Source organism: Glaciibacter superstes DSM 21135 (genome assembly GCF_000421145.1).
GTDB lineage: Bacteria > Actinomycetota > Actinomycetes > Actinomycetales > Microbacteriaceae > Cryobacterium > Cryobacterium superstes.
On record NZ_ATWH01000002.1, the window covers coordinates 129,504 to 156,245 of the forward strand.

General features: G+C 63.1%; 29 protein-coding genes and 1 pseudogene. 21 read left to right on the forward strand and 9 right to left on the reverse strand.

Features of this window, described 5'->3' with window-relative positions; genetic code table 11:
- Window positions 1-164 precede the first annotated feature (164 nt).
- Genes K323_RS0102785 through K323_RS0102815 form a run of 7 tightly spaced genes read left to right on the forward strand, consistent with a single transcriptional unit; the run spans window position 165 to window position 7,340 of the window.
- Complete coding sequence (locus tag K323_RS0102785; RefSeq protein WP_022883764.1) at window positions 165-1,493, forward strand: ABC transporter substrate-binding protein; 1,329 nt, start codon at window positions 165-167, stop codon at window positions 1,491-1,493.
- A 6-nt stretch (window positions 1,494-1,499) separates the two neighbouring features.
- Window positions 1,500-2,447: a carbohydrate ABC transporter permease gene (locus tag K323_RS23925; RefSeq protein WP_022883765.1), complete on the forward strand. Its 948-nt coding sequence runs from the start codon at window positions 1,500-1,502 to the stop codon at window positions 2,445-2,447.
- A complete protein-coding gene (locus tag K323_RS0102795; RefSeq protein ID WP_022883766.1) occupies window positions 2,444-3,337 on the forward strand; it encodes a carbohydrate ABC transporter permease in 894 nt (297 codons plus the stop codon). The genes K323_RS23925 and K323_RS0102795 overlap by 4 nt, the downstream gene beginning before the upstream one ends.
- On the forward strand, window positions 3,337-4,569 hold the full coding sequence (locus K323_RS0102800) for an enolase C-terminal domain-like protein (RefSeq protein WP_022883767.1): 1,233 nt from the start codon (window positions 3,337-3,339) through the stop codon (window positions 4,567-4,569). The genes K323_RS0102795 and K323_RS0102800 overlap by 1 nt, the downstream gene beginning before the upstream one ends.
- The gene (locus K323_RS28715; protein ID WP_157509324.1) at window positions 4,566-5,774 is read left to right on the forward strand and encodes a hypothetical protein; all 1,209 of its coding nucleotides are present in this window, start codon (window positions 4,566-4,568) and stop codon (window positions 5,772-5,774) included. The genes K323_RS0102800 and K323_RS28715 overlap by 4 nt, the downstream gene beginning before the upstream one ends.
- Window positions 5,775-5,776: 2 nt before the next feature.
- Entirely contained in the window at window positions 5,777-6,418 is a 642-nt protein-coding gene (locus K323_RS23940; protein WP_022883769.1) for a bifunctional 4-hydroxy-2-oxoglutarate aldolase/2-dehydro-3-deoxy-phosphogluconate aldolase, read from the forward strand.
- Between the two features lie 37 nt (window positions 6,419-6,455).
- Window positions 6,456-7,340, forward strand: a complete 885-nt coding sequence (locus K323_RS0102815) for an NAD(P)-dependent oxidoreductase (RefSeq protein WP_022883770.1) — start codon at window positions 6,456-6,458, stop codon at window positions 7,338-7,340.
- Window positions 7,341-7,350: 10 nt separating this feature from the next.
- Here K323_RS0102815 and K323_RS0102820 read toward each other — a convergent pair whose 3' ends face one another.
- Both K323_RS0102820 and K323_RS30360 read right to left on the reverse strand, forming a co-directional pair.
- Window positions 7,351-8,133: an IclR family transcriptional regulator gene (locus K323_RS0102820; RefSeq protein WP_022883771.1), complete on the reverse strand. Its 783-nt coding sequence runs from the start codon at window positions 8,131-8,133 to the stop codon at window positions 7,351-7,353.
- Between the two features lie 168 nt (window positions 8,134-8,301).
- Window positions 8,302-8,446 (reverse strand): annotated as a pseudogene (locus K323_RS30360) (transcriptional regulator); the annotation flags it as partial.
- Window positions 8,447-8,495: 49 nt separating this feature from the next.
- Between K323_RS30360 and K323_RS0102825 the strand changes: the two are divergent.
- The 3 genes from K323_RS0102825 to K323_RS0102835 all read left to right on the forward strand — a co-directional run bounded on the left by K323_RS0102825 (window position 8,496) and on the right by K323_RS0102835 (window position 10,156).
- Window positions 8,496-8,807, forward strand: a complete 312-nt coding sequence (locus tag K323_RS0102825) for a hypothetical protein (RefSeq protein ID WP_022883772.1) — start codon at window positions 8,496-8,498, stop codon at window positions 8,805-8,807.
- 17 nt (window positions 8,808-8,824) lie between these two features.
- Window positions 8,825-9,097 carry a hypothetical protein gene (locus K323_RS0102830; protein ID WP_022883773.1) on the forward strand — a complete coding sequence of 91 codons (273 nt, stop codon included), beginning with the start codon at window positions 8,825-8,827 and terminating at the stop codon, window positions 9,095-9,097.
- A gap of 114 nt (window positions 9,098-9,211) precedes the next feature.
- A complete protein-coding gene (locus K323_RS0102835; protein WP_022883774.1) occupies window positions 9,212-10,156 on the forward strand; it encodes an NAD-dependent epimerase/dehydratase family protein in 945 nt (314 codons plus the stop codon).
- A 204-nt stretch (window positions 10,157-10,360) separates the two neighbouring features.
- Here K323_RS0102835 and K323_RS0102840 read toward each other — a convergent pair whose 3' ends face one another.
- Entirely contained in the window at window positions 10,361-11,836 is a 1,476-nt protein-coding gene (locus K323_RS0102840) for an MFS transporter (RefSeq protein WP_245570907.1), read from the reverse strand.
- On the opposite strand from K323_RS0102840, the gene K323_RS28360 reads away from it, so the two are divergent.
- Complete coding sequence (locus tag K323_RS28360; RefSeq protein ID WP_245570908.1) at window positions 11,835-12,413, forward strand: DNA alkylation repair protein; 579 nt, start codon at window positions 11,835-11,837, stop codon at window positions 12,411-12,413. The two genes, K323_RS0102840 and K323_RS28360, sit on opposite strands and share 2 nt — an antisense overlap.
- An 18-nt stretch (window positions 12,414-12,431) precedes the next feature.
- Here K323_RS28360 and K323_RS23950 read toward each other — a convergent pair whose 3' ends face one another.
- Together K323_RS23950 and K323_RS23955 are read right to left on the reverse strand one after the other, a co-directional pair.
- Window positions 12,432-12,734 (reverse strand): antitoxin, encoded by a 303-nt coding sequence (locus tag K323_RS23950; protein ID WP_157509325.1) that lies wholly within the window; start codon window positions 12,732-12,734, stop codon window positions 12,432-12,434.
- Window positions 12,735-12,829: 95 nt separating this feature from the next.
- Entirely contained in the window at window positions 12,830-13,180 is a 351-nt protein-coding gene (locus K323_RS23955) for a nucleotidyltransferase family protein (RefSeq protein WP_022883777.1), read from the reverse strand.
- 50 nt (window positions 13,181-13,230) lie between these two features.
- Here K323_RS23955 and K323_RS0102860 point away from each other — a divergent pair, with 50 nt between their 5' ends.
- From K323_RS0102860 to K323_RS0102870, 3 genes are all read left to right on the forward strand, one after another.
- Entirely contained in the window at window positions 13,231-14,202 is a 972-nt protein-coding gene (locus K323_RS0102860) for an NAD(P)-dependent alcohol dehydrogenase (RefSeq protein WP_026851150.1), read from the forward strand.
- Between the two features lie 24 nt (window positions 14,203-14,226).
- On the forward strand, window positions 14,227-14,601 hold the full coding sequence (locus K323_RS0102865) for an iron chaperone (protein ID WP_022883779.1): 375 nt from the start codon (window positions 14,227-14,229) through the stop codon (window positions 14,599-14,601).
- 109 nt (window positions 14,602-14,710) lie between these two features.
- Entirely contained in the window at window positions 14,711-15,934 is a 1,224-nt protein-coding gene (locus K323_RS0102870; protein ID WP_022883780.1) for a TerC family protein, read from the forward strand.
- A 98-nt stretch (window positions 15,935-16,032) separates the two neighbouring features.
- Here K323_RS0102870 and K323_RS0102880 read toward each other — a convergent pair whose 3' ends face one another.
- Window positions 16,033-16,659, reverse strand: coding sequence for a GyrI-like domain-containing protein (locus K323_RS0102880; RefSeq protein WP_022883782.1), 627 nt, complete (start codon window positions 16,657-16,659; stop codon window positions 16,033-16,035).
- A 308-nt stretch (window positions 16,660-16,967) separates the two neighbouring features.
- Between K323_RS0102880 and K323_RS23960 the strand changes: the two genes are divergently transcribed.
- Complete coding sequence (locus K323_RS23960) at window positions 16,968-17,684, forward strand: cysteine hydrolase family protein (RefSeq protein WP_022883783.1); 717 nt, start codon at window positions 16,968-16,970, stop codon at window positions 17,682-17,684.
- The gene (locus K323_RS0102890) at window positions 17,681-18,373 is read left to right on the forward strand and encodes an AmiS/UreI family transporter (protein ID WP_022883784.1); all 693 of its coding nucleotides are present in this window, start codon (window positions 17,681-17,683) and stop codon (window positions 18,371-18,373) included. The genes K323_RS23960 and K323_RS0102890 overlap by 4 nt, the downstream gene beginning before the upstream one ends.
- A 53-nt stretch (window positions 18,374-18,426) precedes the next feature.
- Here K323_RS0102890 and K323_RS0102895 read toward each other — a convergent pair whose 3' ends face one another.
- The 3 genes from K323_RS0102895 to K323_RS0102905 all read right to left on the reverse strand — a co-directional run bounded on the left by K323_RS0102895 (window position 18,427) and on the right by K323_RS0102905 (window position 23,224).
- Window positions 18,427-19,926 (reverse strand): S8 family serine peptidase, encoded by a 1,500-nt coding sequence (locus K323_RS0102895; protein ID WP_022883785.1) that lies wholly within the window; start codon window positions 19,924-19,926, stop codon window positions 18,427-18,429.
- Between the two features lie 292 nt (window positions 19,927-20,218).
- Window positions 20,219-21,343: an MFS transporter gene (locus K323_RS0102900; RefSeq protein WP_022883786.1), complete on the reverse strand. Its 1,125-nt coding sequence runs from the start codon at window positions 21,341-21,343 to the stop codon at window positions 20,219-20,221.
- A gap of 72 nt (window positions 21,344-21,415) precedes the next feature.
- Window positions 21,416-23,224 (reverse strand): DEAD/DEAH box helicase, encoded by a 1,809-nt coding sequence (locus tag K323_RS0102905; RefSeq protein ID WP_022883787.1) that lies wholly within the window; start codon window positions 23,222-23,224, stop codon window positions 21,416-21,418.
- Window positions 23,225-23,278: 54 nt separating this feature from the next.
- Here K323_RS0102905 and K323_RS0102910 point away from each other — a divergent pair, with 54 nt between their 5' ends.
- The 5 genes from K323_RS0102910 (at window position 23,279) to K323_RS23965 (ending at window position 26,719) form a co-directional block, all read left to right on the forward strand.
- Window positions 23,279-23,623: an MmcQ/YjbR family DNA-binding protein gene (locus K323_RS0102910; RefSeq protein WP_022883788.1), complete on the forward strand. Its 345-nt coding sequence runs from the start codon at window positions 23,279-23,281 to the stop codon at window positions 23,621-23,623.
- A gap of 63 nt (window positions 23,624-23,686) precedes the next feature.
- On the forward strand, window positions 23,687-24,283 hold the full coding sequence (locus tag K323_RS0102915) for a DinB family protein (RefSeq protein ID WP_022883789.1): 597 nt from the start codon (window positions 23,687-23,689) through the stop codon (window positions 24,281-24,283).
- A gap of 5 nt (window positions 24,284-24,288) precedes the next feature.
- Complete coding sequence (locus K323_RS0102920; protein WP_022883790.1) at window positions 24,289-24,864, forward strand: dienelactone hydrolase family protein; 576 nt, start codon at window positions 24,289-24,291, stop codon at window positions 24,862-24,864.
- Window positions 24,864-25,277, forward strand: a complete 414-nt coding sequence (locus K323_RS0102925) for a DNA glycosylase AlkZ-like family protein (RefSeq protein WP_022883791.1) — start codon at window positions 24,864-24,866, stop codon at window positions 25,275-25,277. The genes K323_RS0102920 and K323_RS0102925 overlap by 1 nt, the downstream gene beginning before the upstream one ends.
- Before the next feature lie 32 nt (window positions 25,278-25,309).
- A complete protein-coding gene (locus tag K323_RS23965; protein WP_022883792.1) occupies window positions 25,310-26,719 on the forward strand; it encodes an HNH endonuclease signature motif containing protein in 1,410 nt (469 codons plus the stop codon).
- The last annotated feature ends 23 nt before the right edge of the window (window positions 26,720-26,742 follow it).

A 26,742-nucleotide genomic window follows, 5' to 3' on the forward strand; every position in this document is an offset into this window, starting at 1 on the left:
TACATCAGCGGTTGATCAGATCTGCCCTTGACGACGGCGGCACTCCAGCATATCGTTCAAGTTGCTACAACCCTGAATCAGTTCACATATGTAGACAATTGCTTTTGCAAACTACTCATCAAGCGTCAGGAGCATCGCTGCTCTCGATGCCATGGAAGGACGACATGGAATCTTTCACTCGCACTCGCACTCGCACACGTGGGAAGCTCACTCTCATTGCACTCATGACCAGCGGAGTCCTTGCGTTCTCCGCGTGCGCCGCCGGGCCCGCCGATGACACCGAAGACAAGCTCGTCGTGTGGTTTCCGGGTACCAACCAGACCGAGATCGACCTCGTCACCGAAACAATAGTTCCCCAGTTCGAAGAAGAAACCGGCTCAGACGTGGAGGTCACCTTCGCCGACTGGGGGGACCTGTCTACAAAACTGAGCGCGGCATTCGCGGCCGGTACCGCACCCGATGTCTTCGGACATGGACCCGCTGCGATCGCCGACTATTCGGTGACAGAGCGCGTCGAGCCCCTTGACGACTACATCGCCGAACTCGATCCTGCTGAGGTTGAAGATCTTTCGGCGGCGCTGCCAGGCGGACAGGTCGACGGCGTGCAGTATCTGGTTCCGCTCTCGATGCAGGGCAACATGCTGATCTACGACGCGGATACCTTCACGGAAGTTGGTCTCGACCCAGAGAATCCGCCTCAGACCTGGGAAGAGATCTACGCGGCGGCCGAAAAGCTGACGGTCAAGGACGGGAATGCCATCGTTCGCTCGGGTCTGATGCTTCCGACTCATCCGATCGGTGGACAGCAGGCTTTTGCGAATCTCTTGCTCGGCGCCGGAGGAAGTCAGTTGAGCAAAGACGGAACGACTGCCGCCATGAACTCCCCAGAAGGCGAACTGGCCTTGAACTACCTGGTTGACATGTTCGCTGGAACCAACCCGGTCACCGGAAACCTCGGTGAGAACTTCATGGACTCCGCCCCCGCCCAGCAACCTGTTGTGACCGGAGACGCGGCGATCCAATTGACGGTCGCCCCGCGTGCCACCGACATCATGGCCGTGGATCCTGAGCGTGATTTCCGAATCATGCCCGTTCCACGTTTCGACAGTACCGAAACCGGTTATGCCCTGGGCGGCGCCGGAGCGGGTCTGATGATCAGCAGCGACAGCCCGAACAAGGACTTGGCGTGGAAGTTCATTGAGTACATGATCGAGCCCGAAGTAAGCGAGCAATACACGTCAGGAATCGGTGCTGTTCCGACCCGTCTTTCGGCGATGGACTCCGAGTACGCGCAGTCGAGTCCCGTCGTGCAGGCGTGGCTTGAAGCCCTGCCGCAATTCACCCCGAACCCGAACGTGCCCGGCTGGGTGCAGGCCAGAGACACCATGGCCGGTTACATCGAGCAGGCGTTGCACGGGCAGCTCACAACGAAGGAGGCGCTCAGCCAGATGGAAACCGCGGTTGATGACATCCTCGCGAAGTCTCGGCCATAGCCACCGATGACACAAACATCTCTCCCGGCGCTGGGGCGGGCTTCAGCTCGCCCCAGTGCTTCACCTCCCGTCCGACGCAAACGCTATGGCAAGCGCCTCGCGATCACCGGAATGCTCTTTGTGCTGCCAGCGGCACTCTATGTATGCATCTTCCATCTGATTCCGGTTGTCTACGGCCTCGTCTTGAGCTTCAGCGACTACAGCCCGCTGTCTCGCTCCGGTCCGGACTTCATCGGGCCGGAGAATTACCTGCAGATCTTCTCCGATCCGACCTTCGGCAACTCGCTCATCGTGACCGGCAAGTACGTGCTTATGGTGTTGCCCGTCACCGTTGTGCTCGCGCTCGTGCTCGCCGTGCTCGTCAACCGTCCATTCCGTGGTGTCGGGTTGGTTCGTTCGGCGCTGTACATCCCTCACATCGTCGCGCTCACAGCCGTGAGCATGATCTGGCTGTGGATGTACTCGTCACATGGTCTCTTCAACGAAATACTGGCGTTTTTTCAGATTCCGGAACAGAACTGGCTTCTCGACCAGGACACCGCCCTCCCCGCCGTTGCCGCAATGCGCATCTGGAAGGCGCTGGGGAGCAATATGGTGCTGCTGTTAGCCGGGCTGCAGTCAATCCCACGAGAGCTATATGAGGCGGCACGGATCGACGGCGCCGGCAAGTGGAACCTCTTCCGTCATATCACTCTGCCCGGCCTGAAGCCGATCCTCGTCTACGTCGTTGCGATGGACATTATCTTCATCTCACAGGGCTTCGCGGAGATTTTTGTTCTCACAGGGGGCGGCCCACTGGGCAGCACCACGACGACCAACTACCTGATTTACACCGAAGCGTTCCAGTACAACCGTATGGGCAGCGCTTCAGCCATGGCCTTCGTGCTCTTTGCGTTCATCGCCGCAGCCTCCCTCCTCGCCGTCCGAGGCATGCTCGGAAGGAAGACTTCATGACCACGTCCACTCCACTTCGGCGACGGCGCTCACTTGACGGGCACAGTGCGCTCACTCGTGCAGTGCTGCTCACCGTCATGTCGCTTCTCGTGATGGTGCCATTCCTCTGGATGATCAGCCTCGCGTTCACGCCGAGTGAGCAGGCGTTCGGCAGTGTCAGTCTGATTCCCGCCAGTCCGACACTCGAGAACTTCAAGACCGCCCTCGTGGATGCGAACCTGCTTCGCGCCCTGACGAACTCCGCGTTGGTGGCAGCTGCCGTGGTGCTCGGTAACTGCGTTATCGCCATACTCGCGGGCTATGCGTTCGCCATGCTCAAGTTCCGTGGTAGCACGGCAGTATTCTTCGCTCTGATCGCCACCACGGCGATTCCCGTGTCTGTCACTCTCATTCCGCTGTTCCTCATGACGAAGGGTGTGCCATTTGCCGGTGGCAATGACTTTCTTGGACAAGGGGGCAGCGGCCTGCTCAATACCATCGCCGGGCTGACGCTTCCACACCTCGTGATGCCGATGAACATCTTTCTCTCTCGACAGTACTTCAGCGGCGCCTCACCGGAACTCGCCGAAGCGGCGCGTGTGGACGGAGCCAGTGAGTGGCGCATCTTCACGCGCATTTACCTGCCATTGGCTAAGCCACTGGTTGCGGTCATCGCGATCTTTGCCTTCACCGGCGTCTGGGACGACTTTCTGTGGCCACTGGTGATCACGAGTTCCGCTGAGATGCAGACGGTGCAACTGGCGCTGGCGCGATTCCTCGTCGACGGAAACATTCAATACGGTCCGCTGATGGCCGGCGTAGTGCTGGTGACCCTCCCCGTCGTCGCAGTCTTCATCTTCAACCAGCGTGGATTCATATCCGGTCTGACCGATGGGAGTGTGAAGGGATAATGAGCATCGTCTCCCAGGTTCGGGTCACACCGATCGCAGTCCCAGATCCACCACTGCTCAATACCTGGGGTGTGCACGAGCCGTGGGCCTTGCGCATCATCGTGGAGGTGTTCACTGACGATGGTGTGGTTGGCCTGGGGGAGGCCCAGGGAGGCGAGGCAGCAGCACAATTGCTGAACAGGGCAGCGTCCGCCATCCTCGGCGCAGACATCCGTGATGCGAGCACCCTTGAACAATTAGTTCGAAGCGCGCTACCAGGCTCAGGCGAACGAGCTGTTTTGACCGCGTTTTCTCCGCTGGAGGTCGCGTGCCTCGATGCGCATGGTCAGCTGGACGGGCTCTCGTGCGCCGAACTGCTCGGCGGAGTCGTGCGGGAACAAGTCGACTTTTCCGGCTATCTCTTCTACAAGTGGGCAGAGCACCCCGCAACCGCACAACGACCGCCGATTCCCGACGAATGGGGTGCGGTCATGGATACAGCGACCCTGGTTTCGGCTGCTGCGAAGCTTGTACACCAATACGGCTTCCGGTCGCTGAAACTGAAGGGCGGAGTTTTCGCGCCCGAGGTCGAGATCGAGGCAATCCGCGCCTTGCGTACGGCGTTCCCCGACCACCGGTTACGCCTCGATCCGAACTGTGCCTGGACGCTTGAGACTGCCCGCGAGGCGAGCAACGCACTGGCGGGCACCCTCGAATATCTGGAAGACCCGATCGGCTGCGACGGCATGGCCGGCCTCGCCCAGAGCCAGATGCCACTCGCCACCAATATGTGTGTCGCCGAGACGGCGCAGATTGAGCCTGCGCTGGCTGACGGGGCCTTCTCGATCCTGCTTGCCGATCATCACTACTGGGGCGGGCTGCGCCGCACGGTGGCTCTCGCTGAGCACTGTCGGCGTATCGGGTGGGGTGTCTCACTTCACTCCAACTCTCATCTGGGAATATCGCTTGCCGCGATGACGCAGCTGGGATCGGCGATCCCCAACCTGGGGTATGCGGGGGACACGCACTACCCGTGGAGCGCAGCGCACGACATCATTGAACCCGGCGCGATTGCGATTGAGAACGGTGCCACCACATTGCCGACGGCTCCCGGTCTCGGAGTGCGTCTGAATCGCGACTCACTTGCGGCCGCGCACGAGGAGTACCTCAGGTGTGGCATCCGTACCAGGAACGACACGGCATACATGCAGAGCGTCCATCCGGACTTCGATCCGGGGTTGCCGCGGTGGTGAGCGGTATTCGACGTTCCACGATCTATGCGTATCCATGGGACGTCGCCGATGCCTCAGCCGCCGACACGATAGCCGCGATCGGCGCAGACTCGGTGACCATTGCCGCCGCATATCACGCCGTTCGCGCGGTAGCCCCGCGGCACTCTACGCGTCGGGTGATCGACTCCGACCGCTCCAGGCTCTTCAGCCCGTGGCGCGGGGACGTGTGGCGGGGCCAGCCGCTCCACCCGGGACGCGGGGCCGATGTTACAGGTGTCGAGGACTCCTTCGGTGCTGCGCGGGATCTGCTCGCAGAACGCGGTGTGAAGGTGCGGGCATGGATCGTGATGTCACACGTCGACGGGCTCGACGCACCACTCGGTCTTTTTAGGCAAAACGCTCTCGGTGAAATCTCCCGGCATGCGCTCTGCCCATCGCAGCCTGCGGTGCGCGCCTATGGCAACCGGCTGATCCGTGAGGTGGTGGAGACGACCGGAACGGATGACGTTGTGCTCGAGTCTGTTGGACCGATGGGACTGCACCACGCCGCCATGCATGACAAGGTTCGCATGCCGTTGTTGTCGGAGACAATGGGCGCTGCACTCTCCTTCTGCTTCTGCGCCGGCTGCTGCGATTGTCTGCGGCGACATAAGATCGACGCCGAACGTTTCCGCACCCAGCTCCGCCGGAGCATCCTGACCGGTGATGAGGAGCAGCTGACCATTCAGCTCGAAGAGCCGGTTGTCCGTGAGCACGTTCGTTCGGTGAGCGCCACAGCGAGTGTCGATGCTGTCGGCGCAGCGTTCGAATCCGGCGCACGAACCATCACATTGCACGCGACAGCAGAGGATACTTCCGGCGGTCCCGCGGTCGGCATCGGTCCTCGCCTTCTGCCGGCGATAGCCCGGGCGGCGGGAACCGCGTCCCTGCGGTTTGTCACGTCCGGGTGGGACGGTGCTGCGGCCGGCGCTCGTCGGCTCCGGGCGCTGCGCGCCGCAGCACCAGACCAAGAGATCGGGGCATACGTCACGGTGCTCGACGCGAGCGCACTTGGATCGTCGGCCGAGGACCTTGCGACTGGCTGGGGTGTGCTCGCTGACGCCGGCGCGCAGGAACTGCACGTGTACCACGCCGGCCTGGCACCTCCATCAGTGCTCCGCCCACTCGGGCGGGCACTTCATCACATTCGTTCCCCCAGCGGGTCCACCACCTCAACGCGAAAGTAGCCATGCTCGATCTGATCTCTTCCCTTGCCCCACGCCCCGTGATTGCCATCCTGCGAGCGCCGACCGCGGAGCATTTCCACCGGGCGACGCGGATTCTCATCGATGGCGGCATCACCACTGTGGAGTACACGCTCACCACGCGCGGTGCACTGGAGGCGCTTGAGTCGGCCCGATCGCAGTTTCCCGACGCGATTCTCGGCGCGGGTACGGTTCGGTCGCCACATCTGGCGCAGCAGGCCGTGGACTCTGGCGCGCAGTTTCTCGTGAGCCAGTTGCTGACTCCGGAGGTCGTGCGGTTCAGCGCGGCGGCGGACGTGCCCATGGTCCCGGGGTGTCTGACACCCAATGAGATCGCGGATGCCTGGGAGTTGGGCGTTTCGGCGGTCAAAATATCGCCCATCGATCCTGTCGGTGGAGCCGCATATCTCAGGGAAGTGCGCGGACCATTGCCAGAAATTCCGATCATCACAACCGGCGGCATCCGTCTGGGGGAGATTGCCGATTATCTCGATGCAGGAGCGGCCGCGGTCGGCCTGAGCGGACATCTATTCGGTTCGTCACTGCTGACCGGCGACGTTGAACCTCTTCGAGCACGGGCGACCACGATAGCGCGCTCCCTCGAGGAACGCATCGCTGTCAAATGACCATGACTCGGAAGAGTAGAGAGAACAGGAGAGAACCATGAGCACGATTGCGTTTATCGGTCTGGGGGTCATGGGGCTTCCGATGGCCACGAACCTCGTGGCCGCTGGGCACCGGGTGATCGGCGTCAATCGCGGCGCCGTACCGAGGGATGCGCTCGAACAAGCCGGTGGAGAAAGCACTGTGGTATTGGCGCAGGCAGTTCGTGAAGCTGATGTGATCATCACCATGCTGCCCGATTCACCCGATGTCGAAGGAGTCATGCTGGGCGACGGAGGCATACTTGCCTTCGCGCGCAAGAACAGTCTGGTGATCGACATGAGCAGCATCGCGCCCGCGAGCGCCATCCACTTGAGCGCGGCCGCAGCGGATCGGGGGCTCGCCATCGTTGATGCGCCGGTCAGTGGCGGCGAGAGCGGTGCGATCGCAGGGAAGCTCTCAATCATGGTCGGGGGCGAACCCGAGGCGTTCGGACGCGCCGAACCTTATTTCGCGGCATTGGGGACGACGGTGCGCCACGTCGGACCGGCCGGGGCAGGTCAAACTGTCAAGGCAGCAAACCAGTTGCTGGTGGCCGGAATCATCGGGCTCGTATCTGAGGCTCTCGTGTTTCTTGACGCCTATTCCGTTGATCTGGAGACTGCGGCATCCGTGTTGGCCGGTGGACTGGCCGGCAACCGGATCCTGGACCAGAAAGTGCAAGGCATGCTCGCCCACGAGTTCGTCCCCGGGTTTCGACTCGAGCTGCATCACAAGGATCTCGGAAACCTCATGGATGCAGCACGCAGCGCCGGAGTGACTTTGCCGGTGAGCGCCGTCGTTGCGCAACTCGTCGGCGCCGCAAACGCGCGCGGCAACGGGTCACTTGACCATTCCGCGCTGCTTCTCGAACTCGAGGGGCTGTCCGCCCGCACGATCGCCTGAGGGCAGGTGGTCAGCGCACACCTGCACGTTTGAGTTCTTCGGCAAGTTCCGCACAATGGGCGATGATCGCGCGACTGACGCGTGCGAGTTCTTCCGGCGTTCCTTGTTCAATGGGCAGTGAGCAGGAGATGGCATCTGTGGCTGGAATGCGATAGGGCACCGTGGCAGCGACGCACGCGATATTGGGGCTGACCTGCTCTCTCTCGGTGGCATAGCCGTGGGCCCGTGCCTCTTCCAGCACCGCATAGAGAAGCGACGGGTCAGTGCTGGTGGGGGTATTCGGTGGACTTGACTTCGCGGGCACCGATGCGGCGAGGATTGCCTCGACCTCCGCTGGAGTACGCTCGGCCAGCAGTGCTCGGCCGAGCGCAGTTGAGACAGCCAGGAGCCTTCGTCCCACGCGAGGCGTGACGTGCCGCTTCTGTGGCGTTTCCTTGCTCGCCAGGTAGATGATGTGGGCGCCGTCGAGCCGAGCGAAGTGTGAGGTGTACCCGACCTCGGCCTGCAGCGCTTCCAGGTGGCGGATCGCGGGCGTCACGGTCGGGTCGGCATCGAGGTACGAGGTGCCCGTCAGCAGCGCGTTGGGACCGATACTGAAGGCGAGTCCGTCGTGGGTGCTATCGATCCAGTGCATCGCCACAAGCGTACGGATCAATTCGTGCAGCGACGATCGGGGGATGCCGGTGACACGGTGGATCTCACCCATACCGAGCGGCGTCATAGACGCGCCGAGGACTTCAAGCAACTGCACAGTGCGCTGCGCGGATTTGACCAATGGCCTGTCGCTCGCCATGCGTTCCCCGTTTCGTGCGCTCCCGCCAAGCTTAATCATATTGAGCTGTGCCACGTTGCCTCCGCGCCCACCCACAGATGTTACCCGTCCAACGACATTCGTGATGCCTATGACTATCTTGAGGCGAGAGTCAAGGGTGGAAAGTTCGACTATTCCACCTGCAGCGACCTGGAAGATGGCGTCCGAAACGAGCTGGCTCGTATGCTCGTTCTCGAGCCGGTACAACCCGTTGCCCGTCCTGGCGGGTCGCGACGATTCGGCCCAGACGCAGTTTCGCCAAGTGTTGGGAGACGGCCGCCGGGGATTTGTCGACGTTCTTTCAAGGGCCGCTGCGTTCCGCTGATAGCGGGGAGAATGGTTCTATGAAAGTCGAGCTACTGCACATTAACGATTGTCCCAATTGGGAAGAGGCCGCTGCCCGGCTCCGCGACGCGCTAAATGCGACTGGGCATTCCGACGCGGACATCGTCCTTCGACTTTTGCGCACATCCGAGGAGGCCGCGGGAGTCCAGTTTGCCGGCTCGCCGACGCTGACTCTTGATGATGAGGATCTCGTTCCGAGCGAGGGGAAGACAACCGATCTGGCCTGCCGCATCTACCTCACCCCGAATGGGTTGGCCGGCCTGCCCACGACAGACCAGCTGGTGGAGGCGATAACGGCTCGTGGCTACTGAAACAGCCGTCGTATGCAGTGGATCAGCCCTATGGCCCGCGGACCTTCACGATCACGGACCAATGGGGGTGTCAGCGGAACTCTTGGCAGGGTAAGGCCACCCCACCGACTCAGGCGTTCGCCGTCAAGGTCGCGCCTGCGGCGGAGTTGTATCCGTACCTCGCGCGCTCGCTCGCCGAACTGCTGGGCGATGGCGGTTACGCGTTCGCGGACGAGTTCGACTACGGGTTGGAGCTGCTGCTGGAGGGCCTGGAGCGTCGGGTCGCCGACGCAGCCTTTTTGCGACGATAGAACACCGCCACTTTGACAAGAGCCATATATTTCGCGTGGTAGCGGCCGTACCATGAGAATGTTGCAGATCATCCCGCTCAAACGTCTCAAGGGTGAGCGAAGGGAGAACTGACCATGCGAGTCTTTCTTGCCGGGGCGACCGGCGCACTGGGGCGGCGGCTGCTGCCCAAACTGCTCGAGGCGGGTTTCGACGTCACCGGGACAACGAGCTCTTCCAGCAAACTCGCCGCGCTGGAGGCCGCGGGTGTGCACGGGGTGGTGATGGACGGACTGGATGTGACGTCAGTCGATGACGCAGTCGCGGGGGCGCGGCCAGACGTGGTGGTCCATCAGCTCACCGCACTCGCGCATATGAGTGGAAACCCCAGGAATTTCGAAAAGGACTTCGCCGAGACCAACCGGCTGCGCACGCGGGGCACCGACCTCCTGCTTGCCGCGGCCCGTGCCGCTGGGACGGAGCGCTTCATCGCTCAGAGCTACGCCGGTTGGCCGAGCGAACGGACCGGGAGCTGGGTCAAGGGCGAGAACGACCCGCTCGATCCAGCACCGACCGCCGTGTCAGCCCGCACGGTCGAAGCGATCCGTCACCTGGAGGCGGTCGTGACCGGCGCGACGGACCTCGATGGTCTCGCACTTCGGTACGGCAGCCTCTACGGACCGGGGACTGGACTCGGCACGGGAGGAAATCTCCTGGCGATGGTAGCCAAGCGAAGGTTTCCTGTAGCTGGAGGAGGAACGGGGATGTTTTCGTTCTGCCACATCGACGATGCCGCAACGGCGACGGTAGCCGCCGTGACCCACGGGGCACCGGGTGTGTACATCGTTGCCGACGACGAGCCGGCGCCGGTGTCGGAGTGGCTTCCCTACCTGGCTGCCTCGATCGGCGCGAAGCCGCCGATGCGACTGCCGGCCTGGCTCGCCGCACCGCTGCTTGGCGAGCACGGGATGTCGATGATGACCCAGATCAGAGGCTCCTCCAACGCGAAGGCGAAGGCCGAGCTGGGGTGGCGTCCGTCGTATCCGAGCTGGCGTGAAGGGTTCCGCTCCGGGCTCAGTTGAGCCATCTCCGAGATCCCGGGCTGCCTCGTACGCCTGAGCCCCGCGCGTCGTTCCAGCTGTTTAACTCGTTCTGACCGTCCGTGGTTGACGAGCAGGAGGGCGTCCGCCTGGCCGAGCCATTCCGCGGCCTGGCGGGTGAATGCCTCATCGTCGACATCCGTGTTTACTGGAACGTATGGTGCTCGTGCGCCAATTTCGTCGGGCTCAGGTCTCGAGTCGGATGGGACGGCGCGCGAGCACCAGGAACAGCATCGCAGTGGCTGCTGCGATGATGGTCGCCACCCAGAACACGGTGGTGACGTCGGCGATCGCCGCCATCACCGCGGCGATGCCCGCGCCGATCGGCAGCGACCCCACGCCGATTACGCGGTAGGCCGCATAGGCGCGGCCGAGCAGGTGCTCCTCGATCTCCTGCTGTCGGTAGGAGGAGACGATGACCCGCCACAGGGTGGAACCGGAGGACGCGAGGATGATCCCGGCGACCACGACCCAAAGCGGCGCTCCGAGTGCGACCGGCAGCACCAGCATTACCGTGCCCGCCATGTCGGTGAACAGCAGGAGTCGGGTCGGCACGCGACGGATGAGCATGGGCGCGAGCAGGGAAGAGCCGATGCCACCGAGCGCCGCGAGCGACAACACGAGCCCGTAGGTTGTGGGGTCGAGTCCGAGCGGTCCGGGTCGGACGGCGTAGACGACGAAGAGCGCGTAGAACATCGCCCACGCCAAATTCGTCAGCGACGTCAGCACGGTCAGACTGCGCAGCACCGGGTGTCGCCAGAGCGTCACCAGCCCGTCGCGCAGCCGCAGCTTCGCGGCCGGATCTGGTGCACTTTCATCCACGGTTCGCCTCGACAGCGCCACGATCGCGACGGCGAGCAGTGCCGCGCCGGCGTATAGCGCGAACAACGCCCCGAGGGCGACCGTGAAACCGAGCCCGATCAGAATTCCGGCGAGCGGGCGTCCGACAAGCTCGTTGGTGACCGTGATCGCCGCCTCGATGGCGGAGTTCGCGGCGGTTCTGCGGGCGGGCTCCACGACCGCGGGCACGGATGCGTTCAGGGCGGTGTCCACGAGGATCTCGCCGAGACCGTAGATTGCGGCGGCGAGCAAGATCGCCCACAGCGGCACCGTGCCGAGGGTCGCCCAGAGCCCGAGCCCGCCGAAGGCAGCGCCGCGCGCGAGGTTGCCGGTGACGAGGACGACACGCTTGGGGAGCCGGTCGACCAGCCAGCCCGCATGCAGCCCCACCACCGGCCAGGCGAGGGTCAAGGCGACCGTGATGACCGCGACGCCGGCAGCGTCCGTCCCGCCGTCGAGGGCGAGCAGCGGCAACACGACCAGCGCCATGCCGTCGGCAAGATTGGATGCCGCGGTGCTCGACCAGAGCAGGCGAAATCCGGTTCGCTCCACCACTTTGTCCACGCTACGGCCTGCCGTGGAGGCCCTGAACGGGTCGGCGTCGGACCTGTCAGGGGTGCGCGAGGTCACTGGCGGATCCACTGCTCGGAGCGCGCGACGCAAGCATTCATTGGGCAGCTCCGCCACCTCAGCTCGGCGGTTGAACTCGAAAAGATCAAGCGCTACTTCAAGGCCGGTACCGGTGATTATGGTGAGGGCGATCTGTTCGTCGGCGTCCGGATGGGCCAGGTGTTCGCCCTGGCGGCGCAAATACACAGGCATGTCTCTCGACCAGATCGAGGAGCTGCTGGAGAGTCCCATCCACGAGGCGCGGGCAGGGGCTGTCAAGATCATGGCCAAGCAGTCCGCTGGCAGGACCGCTACCGATCAACTCAAGAAGCGGCTGTTCGAGTTGTATCTGCGACGCATCGACCGGATCAACAATTGGGATCTCGTGGACCTTGGCGCCTGGGATGTTGTTGGCCGATACCTCGCCGACAAGCCCCGCGGAGTCCTCGATGAGCTCGCACTTTCAGCTAACCTCTGGGAACGCCGCACCGCCATCTTGGCAACTTTGTACTTTCTGCGCCGTGGTGAGGTCGACGACACCATGCGCCTTGCCGGACTGCTCCTAGATGATGACCAGGACCTCATCCACAAGGCTGTCGGTGGCGTGTTGCGGGAAGCCGGACAGCGAGATCGCGACCGATTGCTGCAGTTTCTCGATGCCCATGCCGCAGCCATGCCGCGGACCATGCTGCGTTACGCCATCGAGCACCTCGATCAGGATCAACGAAGCTACTACCGCGCTCTCCGCACGTGGATGATTACCCCCACTTCGCGCTCACCGAAGAAGTGAATGCACCTGCTGTGCGCGTCAGCGCGGCCAGCTGTCGAGCAGCCGGTGGATGATCGAGGGGACGCGAACGGTGACGGCGATCCAGAAGAGATCGTCGTTCATCCCGTCATAACCGGCGTGTGCCGCGATGTTGCGGGTCGTGCGAATCGCGGCCACTTCGTCGGTGGTGAGCAGCCGGGCTGACGCGGCGAACTCGGGGTGTTCGAGCAATGCCGCCAGCCGGATCACGACCATTCTGGCCACGTCATAGTGCGAGGAACTCTCGGTAAAACCTTCCCGTCCCGACTCGGCGACGCTCTTGGTGCGGTGTAGAATTCGCACGAGCTCTCCGCGAAGATTCTGCGCATCTTGGGCGAGGCGGCGGGTGGGAAATCGGAGTGGGGCCGGTTCGAAGCGGCGCTCGCCATCTCCATTCGTCACAACGGAACGGCTTCGGCTTTGGCCGCCTCGAGCACCGACGAGCGACTCGTGTTGGCCACTACGTCGACGGGAAAACCCGTCAGGCGGCAAACCTCATCGGTGAAGAGAGCGATGTCGAAGAGATCGACGCCGGGGCCAGTGGAGACCAGCAAGTCGATATCGCTGTCGAAACCGTCTTCGCCCCGCACTGTAGAGCCGAAAACTCGCACGTTCGTGAAACCGCGGTGCGCCGCGAGCACGGAGATTTCTTTCGCGAACTCCGCTAGCGGAAGAGAGGGGCGGTAGTCGGCCGCTTGGAGTACTCGCTCGAGCATCTCGTCGGACGCCTTCCGCTTCTGCGATTCCATCTGGGGGAATTCCTATGCCGGGATTCCGGCTGCTGGTATACCTTTGGCTCATGCGCGCTGTCGTGTATTCGAAATACGGGCCACCTGCTGTTCTCCGGCTGGAGGAGGTCGCGAAGCCCGGTCCGAAAGCCGGCGAACTGCTCGTCGCGGTGCGCGCGGCATCCGTCAACCGCACCGATTGTGGATTTCTCAGCGGCAAGCCGCGCTTCGTGCGATTATTCATCGGACTCACACGTCCGAAGCAGTCGATTCTGGGGTGCGAGTTCGCCGGTCGGATCGAAGCCGTTGGCGCGCAGGTGACGACGTTTGAGGTCGGTCAGCGGGTGTTTGGATACAACGGCGTAAACTTCGGCGGGCACGCAGAGTATCTGACCATACCTGAGCACGGTCTCGTGGCGTTGATCCCGGCGGGAATGTCATACGCTGAGGCTGCTCCGAGTATCGAAGGCGCCCACTATGCACTGAATATACTTCGCGCCGCGCGCATCGCACGAGGCCAGAACGTGCTCATTTATGGTGCGACGGGCGCTATCGGTTCCGCAGCAGTCCAGCTCGCCAAACACTTCGGCGCTGATGTTACGGCGGTCTGCGACACGAAGAACCTCGCGCTCGTGAAGTCTCTGGGAGCCGATCGGGTCATCGACTACACGACAGAGGATTTCACCAGAATCGACGATGATTTCGACATGGTGGTGGATGCCGTCGGCAAGAGTTCGTTTCGCCGCTGCAAGCCTCTCTTGAAGCGCGGGGGAGTGTATCTCTCATCCGACTTGGGCTTCATGCTTCAAAACCCGATCCTCGCCCTCACGACTCGGCTGTTCGGTTCGAAGAAGGTCATGTTCCCGATTCCGCGCGACACGAGAGATGACGTTGACTTTCTGAAGGAGCTGATGGAATCCCGGGAGTTCCGGGCCGTCATTGACCGGGAATACCCGCTCGACGACATTCGTGAGGCATACGACTACGTCGCGTCGGGCGTCAAGATCGGAAACGTCGTAATCCGGGTGGAGAACGAAAGCTGAAGTGCTGCCGAGACGAGGCGCGTTATGAGCAACGAAGCAGGAACCGTCGACAACTACATCGCCGGATTTCCTGAAGACACGCAGGTCGTGTTGCAGCGGGTCCGTGAGATGGTGCACGCGGCAATTCCCAACGCGGAAGAGACCATCACCTACGACATGCCGACATTCCGAGTCGGCGAGCGAAGCGTCGTCTACCTCGCCGGGTGGAAGAACCACATCGCGTTCTATGAGGTGTACCCGCAGCGCGAACCGCTCGAGACCGAGATCGCACCGTATCGTTCCGGCAAAGACACCGTGAAGTTCCCGCTCAAGAATGCCATGCCCTACGATCTGATCGAGCGTCTGGTGGCGGCAATCGCCAGCCGGGATTCAACCGCAGACGACACCGCGAACGCATGACGCGCGGCTGACGATCGCATCCGTCATCGTCGGCCGCGTTTCCACACGCGAGAGGCGCGGGTAGTCTTCCGGTAAGCGCCCGATTCTCATCGACGGAAAGTTGCACCGGATGGACGTATCGCCACTCGTTTGGATCCTCACCATTGCGGCAATACTCGCCCTCCTCGCGTTCGACTACTTCTTCCACGTGCGCAAGGCCCACGCACCGACGCTCAAAGAAGCCGGCATCTGGTCGTCGATCTACGTCGGAATTGCGCTGCTGTTCGGGGTCGGCGTCCTTGTGCTCGGTGGAATGGACGCGGGCTCAGAGTACTTCGCCGGGTACATCACCGAAAAGGCGCTCTCGGTCGACAATCTCTTCGTCTTCCTCATCCTTATGACCAGTTTTCGAGTTCCACGCGAAGACCAGCAGAAAGTGCTGCTGTTCGGCATCACTTTCTCGCTCATCGCGCGCACCGGGTTCATCTTCATCGGGGCTTCTCTGATCAATTCCTTCGCCTGGGTTTTCTACCTCTTCGGCCTCATCCTCCTGCTCACCGCGGGAAACATGCTGAAGCCCGATAGCTCGGAGTCGAAATCCGGCGACAACATCATCGTGCGGATGGTGCGCAAGATCTTCCACACCAGCCCGGAATACGACGGCGACAAGCTTTTCACCACCTACAACGGCAAGCGTGCCCTCACGCCGATGCTTCTGGTCATGGTCGCCATCGCCGGAACCGATGTGCTTTTCGCTTTGGATTCGATCCCAGCTATCTTCGGCCTGACGCAGAACGTGTACATCGTGTTCACCGCGACCGCCTTCTCCCTGCTCGGCCTCCGGCAGCTCTACTTCTTGCTGGACGGACTCCTGGACCGTCTCATCTACCTCTCCTTCGGCCTCGCGGCGATCCTCGGCTTCATTGGAGTGAAGCTCATCATGCACGCCCTGCACGAGAACAATCTGCCTTTCATCAACGAGGGAGAGCCCGTTCCGGTATTTGAGATCTCGACCGCGCTCTCGCTCACGGTCATCCTTGGAGTACTCGTCATCACCGTGTTCGCCTCGCTGTTCAGTCCCAGGGGTCGGGCACAGACCGTCATTGCCAATGCACGTCGCCACGCCACCGAGTACCTTGACCTCGGCTACACCGCTGACCACACCGAGCGCATTCGCGTCTACCAGAAGCTGGTCTCTGAGACGGAAACCATTCGTGGCCTCGCGCCGAAGTACCGCGCGTTGGTGCACGACGAGCCGGAACTCATGAGTCTGTTGACGCGGGCGCGCACGGAGCACGATGAGTCCGTCGTTCGAGCTCAGGAAGACGGCACAGCGTCGGCCATCCCGGAGTAGATGACCAGTCGCTGCCAGCATTCCGCAATCTCACGCGCCCTCGGGCGGGTTGACCAGAAGGTCGATTCGATCGGTGAGGTAAGCAGCCCGTTCCGACGCTAACCGCCGACGACGGCTTTCACCGGCTGCCTGAGTATCGTCTTGAGCTTCTCGGGCGCCGTGCGCCGTGCGTCACTGAGGTAGATCTCATGGTGATGCCCATTGAAGGTCAGGCCATGCTCTGGCATGTACTGGTTGTGCAGCCGGTCGAGCGTCGGTGCTTCGGCGTCGTATGAGCCGACGTGCAGGATCTGCGCGCTGGTGCCCTCGGCCAGAGTCAGCAGCCGCACTCGCTCGAGTGCTGCGAGGTCTTTCTTGGCCCGGGCTTTCGCGACGGCATCCGTCACCATCTCAGGCGTGATCCAATCGGGCTGCACGATCATCATCGTCCAGCTCCAGGCGCTCTTGTCGCGGGTGACGAACGACGACATGTCGTCTGCCCACCAGAGTCCCTCCAGCGGTCCGACGACGAAGTCGCGTTCGAGGTTCCTCTTGCTGTCGAACTTCACGCCGTACGCGACCGGATAGAGCGCCTCAATCGCGTTGACGTACTCCGCCGAAGTGTTTGGATCGCCGTGACCGTCGATCGCGATGTACGACAACTCCGGCACCTCGACCAGAGAGAACTCCTTCGCACTCGGGGCGTAGAGCGCCTTGTGCGCCTTCTTGACGTCGTATTTGTCCATCGTGGTCTCCCTGTTCAGCGCCGCCGAATCCGGCCAGCGCTACGAGAACCGCTGACAGCTGTGGGGCGTGTCGGCCCTCGCCCGCACGCCCCACAGCATCCGTTTTTACATCATTCCACGGCTTCGAGCGCGTCGACCAGGCCTTCACCGAAGAACACGTTGTCGTCTGCGCTGCCGGTGCAACTGTCGCAGCTTCTGCAACAGTTCGTCGCATTCGACCCAGAGCCGTGGAGTGATTGCTAGATTTCTGGCTGATCGTTGAATTTCCTGCAGCGGCCCATCGCCGCGCGACCGCACCTGGAGCAGACATGACCGCTACCATCGACCTGCTCAAGACCTTTCCCTCGAGCAACGCCCACCTCATCCCGGAACTCGCGCCGCAGTGGCGTTCCCTGGATTTCGCAGAGATACTGTCCCGTCCCGCCGCTTTCCTGTCTGTCAGCCAATCCAACTCGCTTTACCGCGAAGGGGGCGTGCAGTTCGCCGAACGCCACGACCTGCGTGGCAGCCTGCCTGCAACGGTGAAGGCCGTCACAGCAGCACGCCAGGCATCGAACTTCGTCTCGTTCAACTGGATCGGCTACTCGGTCTTTCGCGACCAGTACCCGCAAACGGCTTTCGACAAAGCGCAATACAATTCGTGGACCGGGGCGTTGAACGCCAGCGACGAGCAGATCGCCTGGGACAACGAACTGGTCAGTGACCTACGTGAACTGGTGCGCCCCGGCGACAACGAGCTTTTCGAGCGAGCGTTACAGACCGCGTTCGTCGGCACCGAGCTTCCGCTCGAGCTGGCGCGCAAGCACGTGCAGGTCGTGGTGTTGACGGGCATCCACCTGGACTGGTGCATCGAAGGCAACGCTCGCCTCGCCCGCGACCACGGTTACCTGCCGATCGTTATCGGCGACGCCACAGGCGCGCAGACGGTTGAGCAGGAACGATCGTCGTTCGAGCGAATCAACAACTACTTCGCGCCGGTGATCAGCTCTGAGCAGTTCGCCCGGTTCCTGGGAGCTTCGACGTGAGCGGAGTAGGCCTGCTGTTCGTCGGCGTGGTCCTGTTCGTCAACGGCCTGAACTCCATCGGGGTCGTGCCGGCCAGGAGCGCCGCGTTCCTCAACATCGTGGTCGGTGCATTCCAGATTGTCTTTCCGACGCTCGTGCTGCTGCAGAGCCCTGGCGACACTGCGGTGCTCGCCGCGACGTGGCCGAATTACCTCTTCGGCGTCACCTACCTGTGGTTCGGCCTGGGGGTGTACCTGAATCTGGAACCGCAGGGCTTCGGCTGGTACAGCTCTTTCGTCGCCGTCATCGCCCTGTACCAGGCGGTGCTGGCAGCCCCTGTTGACCCGATCTTCTCCGTCATCTGGTTCACCTGGGCTGTCATGTGGACGCTGTTCTTTCTGGTGCTGGCGCTGGGACGCAGCTCCCTGGGCACATTCGCCGGCTGGTTCCTCATCCTCCTCGGTCTGCCCACCTGCTCACTCGTTGCGATCTTGCAGTTCCAGGGCATCTGGTCGACCGAGATCTGGACTGCCGCTCTCGCACTCCTGCTTTTGGTCGTCCTCGCCGGAGTCGCGTTCTTCGCCGCACGTGTGACGGATGCGCGTGCAGCGGCGCGCACCACAGGTGCGCGTGCGGCGGATGCCGCGACGGTCCGGTCACATCCGTCGCCTGAAGCCCAGGTCAGTCGCGAAGCACTCGTCGCCAACTGACGAACGGGGCGTGCCGGCCACAGCCGACACGCCCCGCAGCATCCGTTGTTAGATCAGTTGACGGCTTCGAGCGCGTCGACCAGGCCTTCACCGAAGAACCCGTTGTCGTCTGCGCTGCCGGTGCACTGTGCGACTCCAGCGGGGCAGGGAACATCGTTCGCCTGCTCGTAGAGCACGTCGGCCAGCGCCTGGCCTGAGTACTCAGGATGCGCCGACTTCAGCAGTGCGGCAACGCCGGCGGCGTGTGGCGAAGCCATTGAGGTTCCGGAGTAGATGGCGTAACCGCCACCGACGACGGTGGAGAGAATTGCAGAACCGGGGGCGGCAACGTCAATGACGTCGAGCCCATAGTTCGAGAAGCTCGACCGCACACCCGTCGACGTCGTGGAGGCGACAGTGACGACACCGTCGAGTTCGGCGGGGAGATCCGCGCAGCCTGTGCTGACGTCTCGCGTCACCGGGACCGTGTCATTCGGACTCCCCGTGTCGACGGTCTTGTTGGCGAGGTCGATGTTCGAGTTGCCGGCGGCCGCGACGTTCACGACACCTTCCGACTGCGAGTACTGCACGGCGCGGTCGACGGCGGTCTTCACGGCTGACTGGTCAGCATCGTTGTCGCACCAGAACTCCCACGGGTCGATGTAGTAGCTGTTGTTCGAGACATCCGCGCCCGTCTCAGCCGCATACATGAAGCCGCAGATCGCTGCCTCCGGGTAGATGAAACCATCGTCGTTGACGACCTTCACGGCCGACATGCGAACGTTCGGCGCGACACCGACGATACCAACGCCGTTACGAGCCGCGGCGATCGTGCCGGCAACGTGCGTTCCGTGTGAACTGGTTGTTGGCTGCCACGCCTCGTAACTGCCGTCAGGCACGCCGCTCAGGCAGCTCGCCGAGACACTCGCATCGATATTGGCCGCCAGGTCGGGGTGATCGGCCTGGATTCCGGAGTCGATGACCGCGACAAGCACGTCGCGGTTGCCGTCGGTGACCTCGTGTGCCGCATCGGCGCCGATTGCCGTCATGTCCCACTGCTGACCCTCTGCCGGATCGGGAACAACGGTGGCCTCGGCCTCGACACCCATGTCTTTGGTCTTGGCCTCATTCGCGCTGCGGTTGCCGGATTCACCCGGCGCGAGAGGATCGCTCACGCCATATGTCAGGTCAGTGGGTGCGACCGGTGCGGTGCGGGTCGCACCGACGGACAGTACGGCCTTCTCGGAGGCGACCGTCTGGGCAAAGGCTGCATTGTCGGACTGTGCGATCACCACGCCGATCTCTGCGTACGACTCGATGACGGTGCCGCCGGCCGCCTGCACGGCGCGCTCCACCTTGAGCGTTTGGCCGCGATTGGCCTTGGTCACATTGACGGCGTAGTTCATCACCGGGCCGGGAACCACTTCGGTCACCGCTGTGCGGACGGGCGCATCGGTCGCAGCGTTCGCAACGCTGGGAACGAGCACCGTGCCGAGCGCTGCGGTCAAGGCGATACCTGCTGCCAGGTTGCGCCGTCTCGCGCGTGTTGTCGTGCTGGTTGAGAGAGTGAACATCGTGCTCCGTATTCTCTGCGGCTTGGATTAAGCCGTCATCGGGCTTCACGCCCCAGCCGTCAGACGTTGTGGGGCCGACAGTGGCACGCAAAGTGGAGGCTCGGGTATGTGCGAACCGGATTCTCGATCGTCACTCCAGAGTGTGATCGAGGGACAGGTTGCACTGGGCCTTCCTTACGAAGGCTAAGCACACCTGGCCTGTGCAGCCAGTCGGCAGTTTGGGGGACAAACTAGACAGTTCACTCTCGTTTTGCTGCTCGATCACTTCGGCGCAGCGCCGTGAGCTCGGGTGTCAGCGGGCCGAGCGGGCACCGACCGGGGTGAGAGTCAGTACCATGACCAGAGCGAGCGCGGCAAATGCCCACGGGTAACCCGTGACCACGGCGAGGTAGCCGAATGCAACGGAGCCGATTCCCATGCCTGAGTCGAACGCGACATTCCAGAGCACACTCACCCGGTCGTAGTCGCTCTCCCTGGTGTTCTCCAGCATCAGGGTGAGGGAGAGGTTCTGCACCGCACCGAGGCCGATCCCGAAGAGTGTCATGCCGGCCACGACGGCGATGGGGCTGTCATTGAAATACAGGACGCCGATGCCGACTGCGGCGAGGAGCATCGATGGCGCCAGGAATCGCCTCGACCCGAAGCGATCGCTCAACATCCCTGTCACCCAGCGCGCCAGCGTCGTCGCACAGCTCTGTACGAGCAGCGCGATGGCGGCGATCCCCAACAGGGCTTCCGTGGCCAACGGAAGGAAGGTGACGGCGACACCGAGCGCCAGTGTTGTCGCGGTGAAGACCACGGTCGGCCGCACAATGGCGCGGGTACGGAGCAGTGCGAACGGGTTCTGACCGTGTTCGGGCGCAGAGGGGTGAGCATGCAGGAACGGCACGGCCACCAATGACACCAAACCGACGATCGCTGAGATCACGAAGGTGGTGTTGAAGTCGAAGTGCTGCACCACCCACAGACCGAGGGGGAGTCCGATGATGGCTGGTGCGGTGGAGGCGACGCCGTAGATTCCGAGGACCTCGCCCTGCCGCCCGCGCGAACCGATCGCCGCGGCGATGGCGGTTCCGGCGACGACCGTGATCGCCAGGCCGGCCCCACGTAACAGACTCACCAGGAGGATGACGGGCAGCGCACTCGACACCGTCAGCAGAAGGGCGGGCAGGGACAGCAACAGGATGCCGGCTGCGATCACCTTGCGTTGGCCGAAACGCACCAGGAGCTGTGCCGTGAACAATTCGGTGACGACAGTCGCCAGCATCATGGCGCCTGTGACCAGACCGGCACCGACTGCTCCAGAGCCCGTTTCGCTCGCGTAGAGCGGCACCACGGAAAGCAGCAGGTAGAAGCTGCAGAGCGCCGTGATCGCGAAGGCCAGGAGCCACATCAGCGGTGGCGTCATGATCTTCATCAGAACAGGCTAACTGTGCCGGATGCCGGTGGACGACGCTTTTGCGCTGGTCCGGCGCGGCGGGCACCGCACCTAGTCGTGGCGAGGCTTGCGCGGCGCTCGGTCCGGTCGGTCATCGCGCCGTGGTGCGCCGCTGCGATCCGGGCGAAGCTCGATGAGTTTGCCGCTGATGCGGGTGCCGGCCAGTTTGGAAAGCACGTCCCGCGGCAGGTCAGCGGGCAGGTCCACGACGGAGAACTCGGGGAAGATCTTGATCGCACCGAAGTCCTCCCGGCTCAGGCCGCCCTCGTTGGCGATTGCCCCGACGATCTGCCTCGGCTCCACCTTCTGCCGCTTGCCGACCTCGATCCGGTACGAAGCGAGCGAACTGTCTCCGGTTCGCGGCCGACGCTCGGGACGATCGCCACGAGTCGGGCGATCACCACGGCCAGATCGCTCGTCGCGGCCACCCCGGTCTGGTCGTGCTGCTCGCTCGACGCGGTCACGCTCGACGCGCTGGCGACGCTGCGCGCGTTCGTCTTCTGCCGAGAGCAACAGCGGCGTCTCGCCCTGCGCCACGACGGCGAGGGCGGCGGCCACATCGGTCTCCGGCACGTCGTGGTGCTCGACGAAGTGACGGATGATGTCGCGAAACTTCTCGATTCGGTCTGTCTGCCCCAGCGCCTCGCTGATGGCATCGTCGAATCGGGCCAGGCGGGTGACGTTCACGTCCTCGACGCTCGGCAGCTGCATCTGGGTCAGCGGCTGTCGGGTCGCCTTCTCGATTGCGTTCAGCAGCCGGCTTTCACGCGGTGTGACAAAGCTGATGGCTGCGCCACTGCGGCCCGCGCGACCGGTGCGGCCGATACGGTGCACGTAGGACTCGGTGTCGATGGGGATGTCGTAGTTGACGACGTGGCTGATTCGCTCCACGTCGAGGCCGCGTGCGGCGACATCCGTTGCCACCAAAATATCGAGCTTGCCCGACTTCAACTGGTCGACCGTGCGCTCGCGCTGCGCCTGCACCACGTCGCCATTGATGGCCGCCGCCGCATAACCGCGAGCACGCAGCTTCTCGGCGAGGGTTTCCGTCTCATTCTTGGTGCGGGTGAACACGATCATGCCCTCGAAGTTCTCGACCTCGAGGATGCGGGTGAGGGCGTCGACTTTCTGCGCGTACGACACCATCAGGTAACGCTGCGTGGTGTTCGCGGAGGTTGTGGTCTTGTTCTTGACCGTGATTTCTTCTGGATCGTTCAGGTACTTCTTGGAGATGCGCCGGATCTGTGGCGGCATCGTCGCCGAGAACAGGGCGACCTGCTTGTCGTCAGGGGTGTCGGCGAGGATGGTCTCGACGTCTTCGGCGAAGCCCATCTTGAGCATCTCGTCGGCCTCGTCGAGCACCAGATACTTGAGCTGTGACAGGTCGAGGGTGCGCTTCTCGAGGTGATCCATGATGCGGCCAGGCGTTCCCACCACGATGTGCACACCGCGGCGCAGGGCGGAAAGCTGGGTGCCATAACCTTGCCCGCCGTACACGGGTAACACGTGCACACCACGCAGGTGCGCGGCGTACTTCTCGAACGCCTCACAGACCTGGAGAGCGAGCTCACGCGTAGGGGCGAGGACCAGCGCCTGGGGGGTCTTCTGTGACAGGTCGAGGCGAGACAGGATCGGCAATGCGAATGCGGCCGTCTTTCCGGTGCCCGTTTGGGCGAGGCCCACCACGTCGCGGCCGGCGAGGAGCGGAGGGATCGTGGCGGCCTGGATGGCGGAAGGTGTCTCGTAGCCGACGTCTTTCAGCGCTTTGAGCATTGCGTCGTTCAGGCCGAGTTCGGCGAAAGTTATCGATTCAGCGGCAGTGTCTGCCTCGGGCGGTGCTGAGGTGTCTGGAGGCGTCATATTCCAACGGTAGTCCTTCGACGTGTTGCCTGGCTGCGGTCTAGGGTCAGAGCCATGACACCGGATGCCCTCGTCGAATTCTGCCTGAGCCTGCCACAGGCAACCGAGTCCTTTCCGTTCGGGGAGGAGACCAGCGTTTTCAAGACCAGTGGCAACGGCAAAATCTTTGCGCTCTCCGCGCTGGGCAGTCGATCATTTTCGGTTTCGCTGAAGTGCGACCCGGAGGAGGGCCGCGCCCTGCGGGAAGAATTTCCGCAGCACATCACGCCCGGTTACCACCTCAACAAGAAGCACTGGATCACCATCGTCCTCGACGGATTCGTCGAGGAGGAACTGGTCGAACAACTGTTGCGAGACAGCCACGCACTGGTGCGCCCGCGGGTGCCGCGGGGGAGTTAGCTGTGAGATCTGTTGTGGCAGCAGGCCTGTTGCGACAGTGCCTGGTCTGGGAAGCTGGTCGCTATGAGAGACGAAAATCAGAAGGCGTTCCTACACCGGTACCTGCAGAGCGCCGGTGACGCACTGCTTTGGAAGCTCGACGGACTCTCGGAGTACGAGATCCGTCGCCCGATGGTTCCAACTGGCACCAATCTGCTTGGTTTGATCAAGCACGTCGCCACCACCCAGGCCGACTATTTCGGAAAGTGCTTCGACCGGCCATTCGCAGAGCCGATGCCCTGGATCGACGAGGACGCCGCGCCGAACGCCGACATGTGGGCGACCGGCGATGAGTTGCGCGAGTGGGTCATCGACTTCTATCGCCGGGTGCGGGAGCACTCCGATGCCACGATCGAGGCGCTGGAACTCGACGCACCCGGACACGTGCCGTGGTGGCCGGGGGAGCGAGGTGAGGTGACACTCCAGCAGATCCTGGTGCACATGATCGCCGAGACGAACCGTCACGCAGGGCACGCCGACATCGTGCGGGAATTGATCGACGGAGCCGCTGGGCTGCGTGTTGACAACGACAACCTGCCGCGGGTTGACGCGGCCTGGTGGGAGGCGTACCGCCAGCGGCTCGAGGACGTTGCGAGGTTCGCCGCAAGCCGCGACGCGTGAGCGCCATGGTTGATGTACTCCTGTTTCATCACGCACTCGGACTCACGCCAGGCATCGAGGCGTTCGCCGAGAAGCTTCGCGCGGCGGGCCATACCGTTACAGTTCCCGATCTCTTTGAGGGGCACATCTTCGACGATCTCGATTCCGGTCTCGGGTACGCCGGGCAAACGGGGTTCGGCGAAATCGCTGAGCGCGGTGTGCGAGAAGCGGATGATCTGCCGGAGAATCTCGTCTACATCGGGTACTCGCTCGGAGTGATGCCCGCCCAGCAGTTGGCGCAGACCCGCCCGGGCGCACGTGGCGCCGTCTTCATCAGTAGCTTCGTCCCCGTGAGTGAGTTCGGTGACGGATGGCCGGCCGGCGTCCCGGTACAGGTGCACGGTATGGATGCCGACTCGATCTTTGTGGACGAGGGAGATCTCGAAGCGGCGAACGATCTCGTAGCGAACTCGGCTGATGCGGAGCTGTTCCTGTACCAGGGTGATGCCCACTTCTTCGCTGATTCAAGCGTGCCGACGTATGACGAAACCGCCACGAGTTTGCTCACCGAACGGATACTCGCCTTTCTCGCTCGGGTCTGATGGTCACCCAGGCGCTCGGTGATTCGTTCACTGGCCGCACGGCGCTGCTGTCTCCGTTCGATCGTCTTGTACACGATCGTCTGCGCACCATGCAGCTGTTCGGTTTCGAGTACACGCTCGAGATGTACAAGCCAGCCGCAGCCAGACGCTGGGGGTACTTCGCGCTGCCGGTACTGCACAACGACAGTCTGGTCGGCAAGGTCGACGCGAGGGTGAACCGCAAGAGCGGAACGCTCGAGGTGAACGCCGTACACGAAGACATTCCGTTCACGCCTGCGATGACGGATGCCGTGCTGCGTGAGCTGGACCGGCTGGCTTCCTGGCTTGGTGTGGCCGTCGTCGCAATCAACCCCCGAAAGCATCACTCGAATACAGATACGAGACTCACGCGTGAAAGCGTGCACAAACACTAGTATTAACGTTCGTATTGTGGGAGACTTGACCCATGCCACAAGCCCCCACCGCAAAGCTCCTCACCGACACGGAAACGTTCGCCGCGGTGTGGAAGGGTGCTTGTGGGTTCCCGTCGGCGACCGATGGGGCGGATGTTGATGCGCAGGTCGCAGGGATGAGTGACGCGGGGGTGGTGCGGGCGATCGAAGCGGGGTTCGCGGTGATCCGCGACGAGTACGCGTTCCTGGCCCGCCTGGCCGCATCCGTCGAGCACCGCTCCCGTTCCACCCTGGGCGCTGATTCGTTGGCGAAGCGGTCGGGAAGCCGCAACGCGACCCAGCTGCTCGCAGACCGGGGCCGGATCACGATGGCCGAAGCGTCCCGGCTGATCCGGGTCGGCACCGCCACCACCGCACCGGTATCACTGCTCGGAGAACGCCTCCCCGTCCCATACCCGGCCGTCGCAGCCGCGCTGAAAGCAGGGGTACTCCCGGTGGACTCGGCGGCGGTGATCGTGTCGAACCTTGACGAAGCGAAACTCAACGCCGACCCCGAGGACCTCGCCACAGCGGAGTCCTTCCTGGTCGACTTCGCCGGGGAGCACGCCCCCGACCTGGTGCGGAAGCTCGCCATCCACACCCGCGACCGCCTCGACACCGACGGAATACTACCCCGCGAGGAAGGGCTGGTGGCCAAGCGGGGCCTGTCGCGTATCAACCGGCGAGACGGGATGGTGCGGTACGTTCTCGACGCCGACCCGGTCACCGCAGGGTTCATGGATGCTTGGGTGAATGGGCACGTGGGTGCCGACCTGCGCAAGCCCCGCTTCGAGGCCAGCCGTGGCGCCGACGGGTGCGACGACCAGCACGAGGAACTCGACACTCGCACGTTCAACCAGAAGGCCGCCGATGCCGTGGTCGATCTGCTCCGGTTCGGACTCTCCACTCCGGAGAGTATGGGGCCAGCAGTGACCACAACGGTGGTGATCCGGATGGACCTCGACGCCCTCCTCACCGGGCTCGGCGAGGCACAGATCGACGGTGTTGAGCAGCCCATCTCGGCTGGCACCGCACGGCGCATGGCCGCCGAAGCGGAACTGATCCCCGCGGTGTTAGGTGGTGACTCCCAGGTTCTCGACCTCGGTGTCTCGAGGCGATTGTTCTCGAGGGGTCAGAAGCTCGCCCTCGCCGAACGCGACGGCGGCTGCGCCCACCCCGACTGTGACCGGGCACCCGTTTACACGGAAGGGCACCATTTGGAGTGGTGGAACGCCCACGGCGGCCGCACCGACCTCGCGAACGGGATACTTCTCTGCAGTCCCCATCACCACATGATCCACAACCAGGGCTGGTCGATTAAAGTCATCGACAACGTGCCCTGGTTCATCCCACCACCATCGATCGACATCCACCAGAAACCCCGCCGCGGCGGCAAAATCAGACCACCCAAGTCAGCCGCCTAAGAGAACTCCGCCCACGGCGGATT

Coding starts and splice junctions, on each gene's coding strand:
- K323_RS0102785 (WP_022883764.1), top strand. CDS start 165: ATGGAATCTTTCACTCGCACTCGCACTCGCACACGTGGGAAGCTCACT.
- K323_RS23925 (WP_022883765.1), top strand. CDS start 1,500: ATGACACAAACATCTCTCCCGGCGCTGGGGCGGGCTTCAGCTCGCCCC.
- K323_RS0102795 (WP_022883766.1), top strand. CDS start 2,444: ATGACCACGTCCACTCCACTTCGGCGACGGCGCTCACTTGACGGGCAC.
- K323_RS0102800 (WP_022883767.1), top strand. CDS start 3,337: ATGAGCATCGTCTCCCAGGTTCGGGTCACACCGATCGCAGTCCCAGAT.
- K323_RS23940 (WP_022883769.1), top strand. CDS start 5,777: ATGCTCGATCTGATCTCTTCCCTTGCCCCACGCCCCGTGATTGCCATC.
- K323_RS0102815 (WP_022883770.1), top strand. CDS start 6,456: ATGAGCACGATTGCGTTTATCGGTCTGGGGGTCATGGGGCTTCCGATG.
- K323_RS0102820 (WP_022883771.1), bottom strand. CDS start 8,133: ATGGCGAGCGACAGGCCATTGGTCAAATCCGCGCAGCGCACTGTGCAG.
- K323_RS0102825 (WP_022883772.1), top strand. CDS start 8,496: ATGAAAGTCGAGCTACTGCACATTAACGATTGTCCCAATTGGGAAGAG.
- K323_RS0102835 (WP_022883774.1), top strand. CDS start 9,212: ATGCGAGTCTTTCTTGCCGGGGCGACCGGCGCACTGGGGCGGCGGCTG.
- K323_RS28360 (WP_245570908.1), top strand. CDS start 11,835: ATGTCTCTCGACCAGATCGAGGAGCTGCTGGAGAGTCCCATCCACGAG.
- K323_RS0102840 (WP_245570907.1), bottom strand. CDS start 11,836: ATGCCTGTGTATTTGCGCCGCCAGGGCGAACACCTGGCCCATCCGGAC.
- K323_RS23955 (WP_022883777.1), bottom strand. CDS start 13,180: ATGGAATCGCAGAAGCGGAAGGCGTCCGACGAGATGCTCGAGCGAGTA.
- K323_RS0102860 (WP_026851150.1), top strand. CDS start 13,231: ATGCGCGCTGTCGTGTATTCGAAATACGGGCCACCTGCTGTTCTCCGG.
- K323_RS0102865 (WP_022883779.1), top strand. CDS start 14,227: ATGAGCAACGAAGCAGGAACCGTCGACAACTACATCGCCGGATTTCCT.
- K323_RS0102870 (WP_022883780.1), top strand. CDS start 14,711: ATGGACGTATCGCCACTCGTTTGGATCCTCACCATTGCGGCAATACTC.
- K323_RS0102880 (WP_022883782.1), bottom strand. CDS start 16,659: ATGGACAAATACGACGTCAAGAAGGCGCACAAGGCGCTCTACGCCCCG.
- K323_RS23960 (WP_022883783.1), top strand. CDS start 16,968: ATGACCGCTACCATCGACCTGCTCAAGACCTTTCCCTCGAGCAACGCC.
- K323_RS0102895 (WP_022883785.1), bottom strand. CDS start 19,926: ATGTTCACTCTCTCAACCAGCACGACAACACGCGCGAGACGGCGCAAC.
- K323_RS0102900 (WP_022883786.1), bottom strand. CDS start 21,343: ATGAAGATCATGACGCCACCGCTGATGTGGCTCCTGGCCTTCGCGATC.
- K323_RS0102905 (WP_022883787.1), bottom strand. CDS start 23,224: ATGACGCCTCCAGACACCTCAGCACCGCCCGAGGCAGACACTGCCGCT.
- K323_RS0102910 (WP_022883788.1), top strand. CDS start 23,279: ATGACACCGGATGCCCTCGTCGAATTCTGCCTGAGCCTGCCACAGGCA.
- K323_RS0102915 (WP_022883789.1), top strand. CDS start 23,687: ATGAGAGACGAAAATCAGAAGGCGTTCCTACACCGGTACCTGCAGAGC.
- K323_RS0102920 (WP_022883790.1), top strand. CDS start 24,289: ATGGTTGATGTACTCCTGTTTCATCACGCACTCGGACTCACGCCAGGC.
- K323_RS0102925 (WP_022883791.1), top strand. CDS start 24,864: ATGGTCACCCAGGCGCTCGGTGATTCGTTCACTGGCCGCACGGCGCTG.
- K323_RS23965 (WP_022883792.1), top strand. CDS start 25,310: ATGCCACAAGCCCCCACCGCAAAGCTCCTCACCGACACGGAAACGTTC.